The organism is Candidatus Palibaumannia cicadellinicola, assembly GCF_002855795.1.
Lineage (GTDB): Bacteria > Pseudomonadota > Gammaproteobacteria > Enterobacterales > Enterobacteriaceae > Baumannia > Baumannia cicadellinicola_C.
Genome location: NZ_NJPO01000159.1, coordinates 1 through 6,032, shown reverse-complemented (window position 1 = coordinate 6,032; position 6,032 = coordinate 1). Strand labels below are relative to the sequence as shown.

6 protein-coding genes and 1 pseudogene are annotated in these 6,032 nt (G+C 42.3%); 5 read left to right on the top strand and 2 right to left on the bottom strand.

The features are described from left to right. Positions 1-297 precede the first annotated feature (297 nt). The 5 genes and pseudogenes from cysT to CEX73_RS02900 form a co-directional block, all read left to right on the top strand. Positions 298-1,128 carry a sulfate/thiosulfate ABC transporter permease CysT gene (cysT, locus tag CEX73_RS02920; protein ID WP_101627090.1) on the top strand — a complete coding sequence of 277 codons (831 nt, stop codon included), beginning with the start codon at positions 298-300 and terminating at the stop codon, positions 1,126-1,128. A 20-nt stretch (positions 1,129-1,148) separates the two neighbouring features. Continuing rightward, complete coding sequence (gene cysW, locus CEX73_RS02915) at positions 1,149-2,024, top strand: sulfate/thiosulfate ABC transporter permease CysW (RefSeq protein WP_101627089.1); 876 nt, start codon at positions 1,149-1,151, stop codon at positions 2,022-2,024. Beyond that, entirely contained in the window at positions 2,021-3,112 is a 1,092-nt protein-coding gene (gene cysA, locus CEX73_RS02910) for a sulfate/thiosulfate ABC transporter ATP-binding protein CysA (RefSeq protein ID WP_101627088.1), read from the top strand. The genes cysW and cysA overlap by 4 nt, the downstream gene beginning before the upstream one ends. An 88-nt stretch (positions 3,113-3,200) precedes the next feature. Further along, positions 3,201-3,536: a DMT family transporter gene (locus CEX73_RS02905; RefSeq protein WP_101627087.1), complete on the top strand. Its 336-nt coding sequence runs from the start codon at positions 3,201-3,203 to the stop codon at positions 3,534-3,536. A 147-nt stretch (positions 3,537-3,683) separates the two neighbouring features. Beyond that, positions 3,684-3,860: pseudogene (locus tag CEX73_RS02900) on the top strand (RnfABCDGE type electron transport complex subunit B); the annotation flags it as partial. Between the two features lie 111 nt (positions 3,861-3,971). Here CEX73_RS02900 and tyrS read toward each other — a convergent pair. Continuing rightward, positions 3,972-5,246 (bottom strand): tyrosine--tRNA ligase, encoded by a 1,275-nt coding sequence (tyrS, locus tag CEX73_RS02895; protein WP_101627085.1) that lies wholly within the window; start codon positions 5,244-5,246, stop codon positions 3,972-3,974. A 39-nt stretch (positions 5,247-5,285) separates the two neighbouring features. After that, positions 5,286-5,936, bottom strand: a complete 651-nt coding sequence (gene pdxH, locus CEX73_RS02890; RefSeq protein WP_101627084.1) for a pyridoxamine 5'-phosphate oxidase — start codon at positions 5,934-5,936, stop codon at positions 5,286-5,288. Between the last annotated feature and the right edge of the window lie 96 nt (positions 5,937-6,032).

Here is a 6,032-nt window from a genome sequence, read left to right as displayed (position 1 = left end):
TTCCGATCTATATTATCTATCAGTTATAAATAAACTAGATAGTTATCCAGAGTAGTTATCCAGAGTCGTTATCTACTATGTCACAACGATACATAGCAAATTTGCTTTTACGGTTGCTTAGGTAACAATTATGTATTACCGACGTTGATGCCAGAAACCACAAACTAGATAAAGATAAATAACACTTAATTTACCTCTTACCGAGGCTTAGTTGAGAAGATGACAGCAAGTTATGAAAAAGTACATCAGTAGTAGTGATCAGCAGCAAAAGATATTAATTATAGGTAGGCAGCGGTAATGTTATCTCTAACCACTCACCGTGTATTGCCTGGCTTTAGAATTAGTCTTAGCAGTAGTTTATTGTTTATCGGTGTAATATTAATACCACCGCTCTGCGCCCTATTAATACAATTGGCACATATGAGTTGGTCACAATACTGGGCTGTAATAACTAGCCCGGAGCTTGTGGCAGCCTATAAAGTCACTCTATTGTCAGCCGGTATAGCTTCTTTGTTCAATGCCGTTTTTGGTATGTTAATGGCTTGGGTATTGACCCGTTACAGGTTTCCAGGGCGAATGTTACTAGATAGTTTGATAGATTTACCGTTCGCTTTGCCTACCGCTGTAGCCGGCCTAACCCTAGCAACACTATTTTCCACTAATGGTTGGTATGGCGGTTGGCTGGCGCAGTTTGGAATACAAGTTTCGTATACCTGGTTGGGCATTACGGTAGCAATGGCATTTACCAGTATCCCGTTTGTTGTGCGTACAGTGCAACCGGTACTAGAAGAATTAGGATCTGAGTTTGAGGAGGCAGCCGAGACGCTGGGAGCAAGAAGATGGCAGACCTTTTTCTACATTATATTACCAGAGCTCGCGCCGGCGTTACTAGCCGGCACCGCACTTTCCTTCACCCGCAGCCTTGGTGAGTTTGGTGCCGTTATTTTTATTGCCGGCAATATCGCTTGGAAAACTGAAGTGACATCACTGATGATTTTTATTCGCTTGCAGGAGTTTGATTACCCAGCTGCCAGCGCTATAGCATCTGTGATCCTGGTAGTTTCATTGCTACTATTATTTGCTATTCATGTGTTGCAATTGCGTTTTGGCCGGCGTTTGGGCGAATAATGAGGATAATGAGGATAATAATGACCCCTATATCCGCTATTAATAATAATTATGTACCACACTATCCTGGCCATTGGAGAAAATGGCTCTTGATTAGCCTAGGTGCTATAATTTCTATACTGTTGCTAGTGATTCCGATGTTTTATATCTTTTTTACTGCCTTCTCGGAGGGCTTATCGGCCGTAGGGCGCAATATCATAGACAAAGAAATGTTACACGCTATCTGGTTGACAGTATTGGTCGCTATTATCACGGTACCAGTTAATCTGATTTTTGGCATTTTCATGGCATGGTTAGTAACGCGCTTCAACTTTCGTGGCCGTAAGTTGTTACTAACGCTAATAGATGTGCCGTTTGCGGTTTCACCGGTGGTAGCAGGGCTACTTTATCTGTTATTTTATGGTAGTAATAGCCCCATTGGGATATGGCTGAATAACCATAATATGTCAATTATGTTTTCTTGGCCTGGTATGGCGATGGTAACTATTTTCGTCACCTGTCCATTTGTGGTACGTGAGCTAATACCTGTTATGCTGAGTCAGGGCAGACAGGAAGATGAAGCTGCTATTCTCCTCGGAGCATCTGGCTCACAGATGTTTCATCGCGTCACTTTGCCGAACATACGCTGGGCATTACTGTATGGCTTAATTCTCACTAATGCCCGCGCCATTGGCGAGTTTGGAGCGGTTTCGGTGGTATCCGGCGGAATTCGCGGCGAAACATATACCTTACCGCTGCAAGTAGAATTACTATATCAGGATTACAATAACATAGGCGCTTTTACTGCCGCTGCGTTGCTGACTTTGATGGCAATATTAACTTTGTTTCTAAAGAGTGGCCTGCAATGGCGTCTCGCGCGCCATCAGGCAGAACTACAAACGAGGGAATCACAATGAGTATTGCGATCGAGAATATTAGTAAATTTTTTGAGCATACTAAAGTGTTAAATGATATCTCTTTAGATATCATCTCTGGTCAAATGGTAGCGCTATTAGGACCGTCTGGCTCGGGGAAAACTACGCTACTGCGGATTATTGCAGGTCTAGAACACCACAATAGCGGTAGTCTACGCTTCGCGGGAAAAGATGTTAGCCGGGTGCATGCTCGTGATCGTCATGTTGGTTTTGTGTTTCAGCATTATGCTTTATTCCGACACATGACTGTCGCAAATAATATCGCTTTTGGTCTTACCGTTTTGCCGCGCCGGTCACGTCCAAGTGTTTCCATAATTAAACAAAAAGTTGCTAGCTTGCTGGATATGGTGCAGCTGGGACATTTAGCTAATCGCTATCCAGCGCAGTTGTCTGGCGGACAAAAACAACGTGTGGCGCTCGCACGAGCCTTAGCGGTAGAGCCGGATATTTTATTATTAGATGAACCATTTGGTGCCTTAGATGCCCAGGTACGTAAAGAGCTACGCCGTTGGTTGCGTCAGCTCCATGAAGATTTGAAATTTACCAGCGTATTTGTTACTCATGATCAAGAAGAAGCTATGGAAGTAGCAGACCAAGTAGTAGTCATGAGCCAGGGTAATATCGAGCAAGTTGGTACACCGCAGGAGGTCTGGCGTAATCCAGCTAGCCGATTTGTCTTAGAGTTTCTAGGTGAAATAAACCAACTGGAAGGTGAGATATGCGGCTCACAGCTTTTTGTAGGCGCGCATCACTGGCCGTTGAATTATTCTACCGGTTACCAGGGAAAAGTTGATTTGTTTCTGCGACCTTGGGAAATCGAAGTCAGTGAACTGTTTAGTACACGCTGTCCATTACAAGTACAGATAGTTGATGTCAGTCCACGCGGATATTACTGGCAGTTGACTGTTCAACCTTTCAGTTGGCATCGGGAAACGCTGACTGTGGTAATCCCTGGTGACGTACCCAATACACCGCAGCGAGGTACATACCTCTATCTGGGGGCTCAGAATGCTCGATTATACGTAGGTGATAAAGCTTTGCAGCCAGTAGCTTTAGCAAAAATAGCTTGAGCTATGAGCTACATCTTCATAATCTACCTGTGGTTTATATGCTTTAAGTGCTAATATTAAAGCTTAATAATCTTGCAAAGAGTCTATTATGGCTTATCTTTATTTATTTATTGCAATTACTTCAGAAGTGATTGCTACATCATCGCTCAAAGCATCTGCTGGCTTTACTAAACTTTATCCCTCTATCGCTGTCGTCATGGGCTACCCCATTTCGTTTATGATGCTTTCACTAGTTCTAAAAACTTTACCAGTGGGTATTGCTTACGCTTGCTGGGCAGGACTAGGAATTTTTTTTGTAACTATTGCCAGCTATTTTTTATATGGACAAAAGCTTGATTTGTTTGCCATAAGCGGTATTAGCTTAATCATCATAGGAGTGCTTATAATAAATATTTTTTCCGAAACAGCACGTTCTAATGTTTAATAGTATTGCAGTAATAGTTGGTTATCAAAGATAGTACCGTAAGACATTATTTACGGGCTATACGGCCTGCCGGAATCCATTGGTCTCATGTTTGTCGAGACCGTATCATTTCTTAATAAGGTAAAATACGAACCGCTGATGAATAAAACACAGGTAGCCTGGATAAATGAGGCAGATTGTATTGGCTGCACTAAATGCATCCAACTGTGTCCTGTTAACGCCATTATTGGCACGCGTAAAGCAGTACATACCGTAGTACGTGATCTTTGTACTGGCTGTGCTCGCTGTATTTACCCCTGTCCTACTGACTGTGTGGTAATGCGTTAAGCATGACGTCACTTTGCATTGATACCATATTAACTAAAGGTAGTACCAAATAAATGATATAGCTCAGCTTCACAGTTTGAGATTATTTTTTTTGATCAATCAATCGGGCTATTGCCAGTTAAGCAAGCAATAGTGTTTTTTACCACGTTGCAAGAGCGTGTAACGTCTATACAGACGGTCTGCTTCGCTAAAAACGTACTCGATCGAAACTTGTTTCTTACCATTGATTGCTATTGCGTTGGAGGTAATCATTTTGCTAGCTTGCCCGCGGGACGGCGCAAGTGAGGCAGCTACTAGTGCTTGCTGCAAATCCATATTTTGGGTAATGGTTACCATAGGTATCCCATCTTGGGCTAGTTGGTTTAACTCATTCTCAGTTAAATCGCAGAACGAGCCGGTAAATAAGCTCGCGGTGATACGTTGTGCAGCCGCTAAACCATGCTCGCCGTGTACCATACGAGTTACTTCTTCTGCCAGTATATATTGAGCGCGTGGTGATTTGTTACTGATGTGATCTTCTTCTTCTAACGCCTTGATTTCAACTAGTGACATCAAGGTAAAAAATCTGAGAAAACGATAAACTTCTTTATCAGAGGTATTGAGCAAAAATTGGTATAGTTTGTATGGACTAGTCTTGCAGGAATCTAGCCACACCGCACTATCCTCGCTCTTACCAAATTTGGTACCATCAGATTTGGTAAGCAGTGGCACTGTTAAACCATATACCGTATTCTGATACATCCTCCTAGTTAGATCGATCCCAGAGATGATATTACCCCATTGGTCCGAGCCTCCGATCTGTAGGACTACGCCATATTGTTTATTTAAACAGGCAAAGTCATACCCTTGCAATAAATTGTAAGAGAATTCGGTAAAAGAAATACCGCTTTCGTATCGGTTAATACGTCGTTTGATGGCTTCTTTATTGATCATTTGGTTGATAGAAAAATGTTTGCCGATATCGCGTAGGAAAGTCAGCACATTCATTGCTCCGAACCAGTCATAGTTATTAGCTGCGATAGCGCTATTGTTGCCACTATTAAAATCTAAGAACAACGAGATATGGTATTTTATCTTTTCTGTCCAAACCTGCGTAGTCTCTATAGTATTCAACTTACGTTCGGTTGCTTTAAAGCTAGGATCTCCAATTAGACTAGTGGCACCACCAATCAGCACAATCGGTCGATGACCAGCTAGTTGAAAGCGTTTAAGACACAGTAAAGGTAGCAAATGCCCTAAATGTAAGCTATCGTTAGTAGGATCGAACCCACAATAGAGTGAAATGGGTCCAGCGGTTAACCGGTTAACTAACCCCTTATTGTCTGTAACCTTGGCAATCAGATCTCGCTCCTGCAATTGTTGTATTAAGTTACTACTTACCATCCATCAAACATCTCCTTATACAAAATACAAAAGAGCTTTTTACGGCGCTAACCTATCAATATGCCAACCACTGTCTACGCGTTGGTAAATAAATCGATCATGCAATCGGTGCGCCCCACCCTGCCAGAACTCCATAGCATCAATGCTGATACGGTAGCCGCCCCAAAAGCTTGGTAACGGTACTTTACCTTGCTGAAAATTATTTTTTAATTCCAGGAAAGCATTTTCCAGCACTTGACGAGCATCAAGCTTACTAGACTGTCGGGAAGCCCAGGCACTAATCTGGCTATCCCGTGGACGACTATAAAAGTAATGTATCACTTCACTGAGCGATAATCGTTCGGCACGGCCTAGTACCATAACCTGTCGCTCCAAAGCATGCCAAGGAAAATGCAAGCTAATACGTGGATTATACGCGAGATGCTGTGCTTTGCGACTTCCTAGATTAGTATAAAAGACCATACCCCTGATATCGAAGTGTTTCATCAAAACTAAACGTTGATAGGGTTGCCCGGTTTTGTCCACGGTTGCGACATTAACTACGGTGGTATCAAACAATTGCGCAGTGCGGGCTTGCTGCAACCATAGCTCAAATAACTGCATAGGTTCTACCGTTAAATCAGCACGACGTAACCCGCTTTGTGTATACGCCCGTCGTATCCGGGCGATATCAATTTTTTTGTTATTCATAATTTAAAGAGGAAATATAATAGATTTACTTACCTAGCTAGCTACCAAAGTATCATTATTTATTTATGTTGAAAACCAAATAAATCTCATAAAATG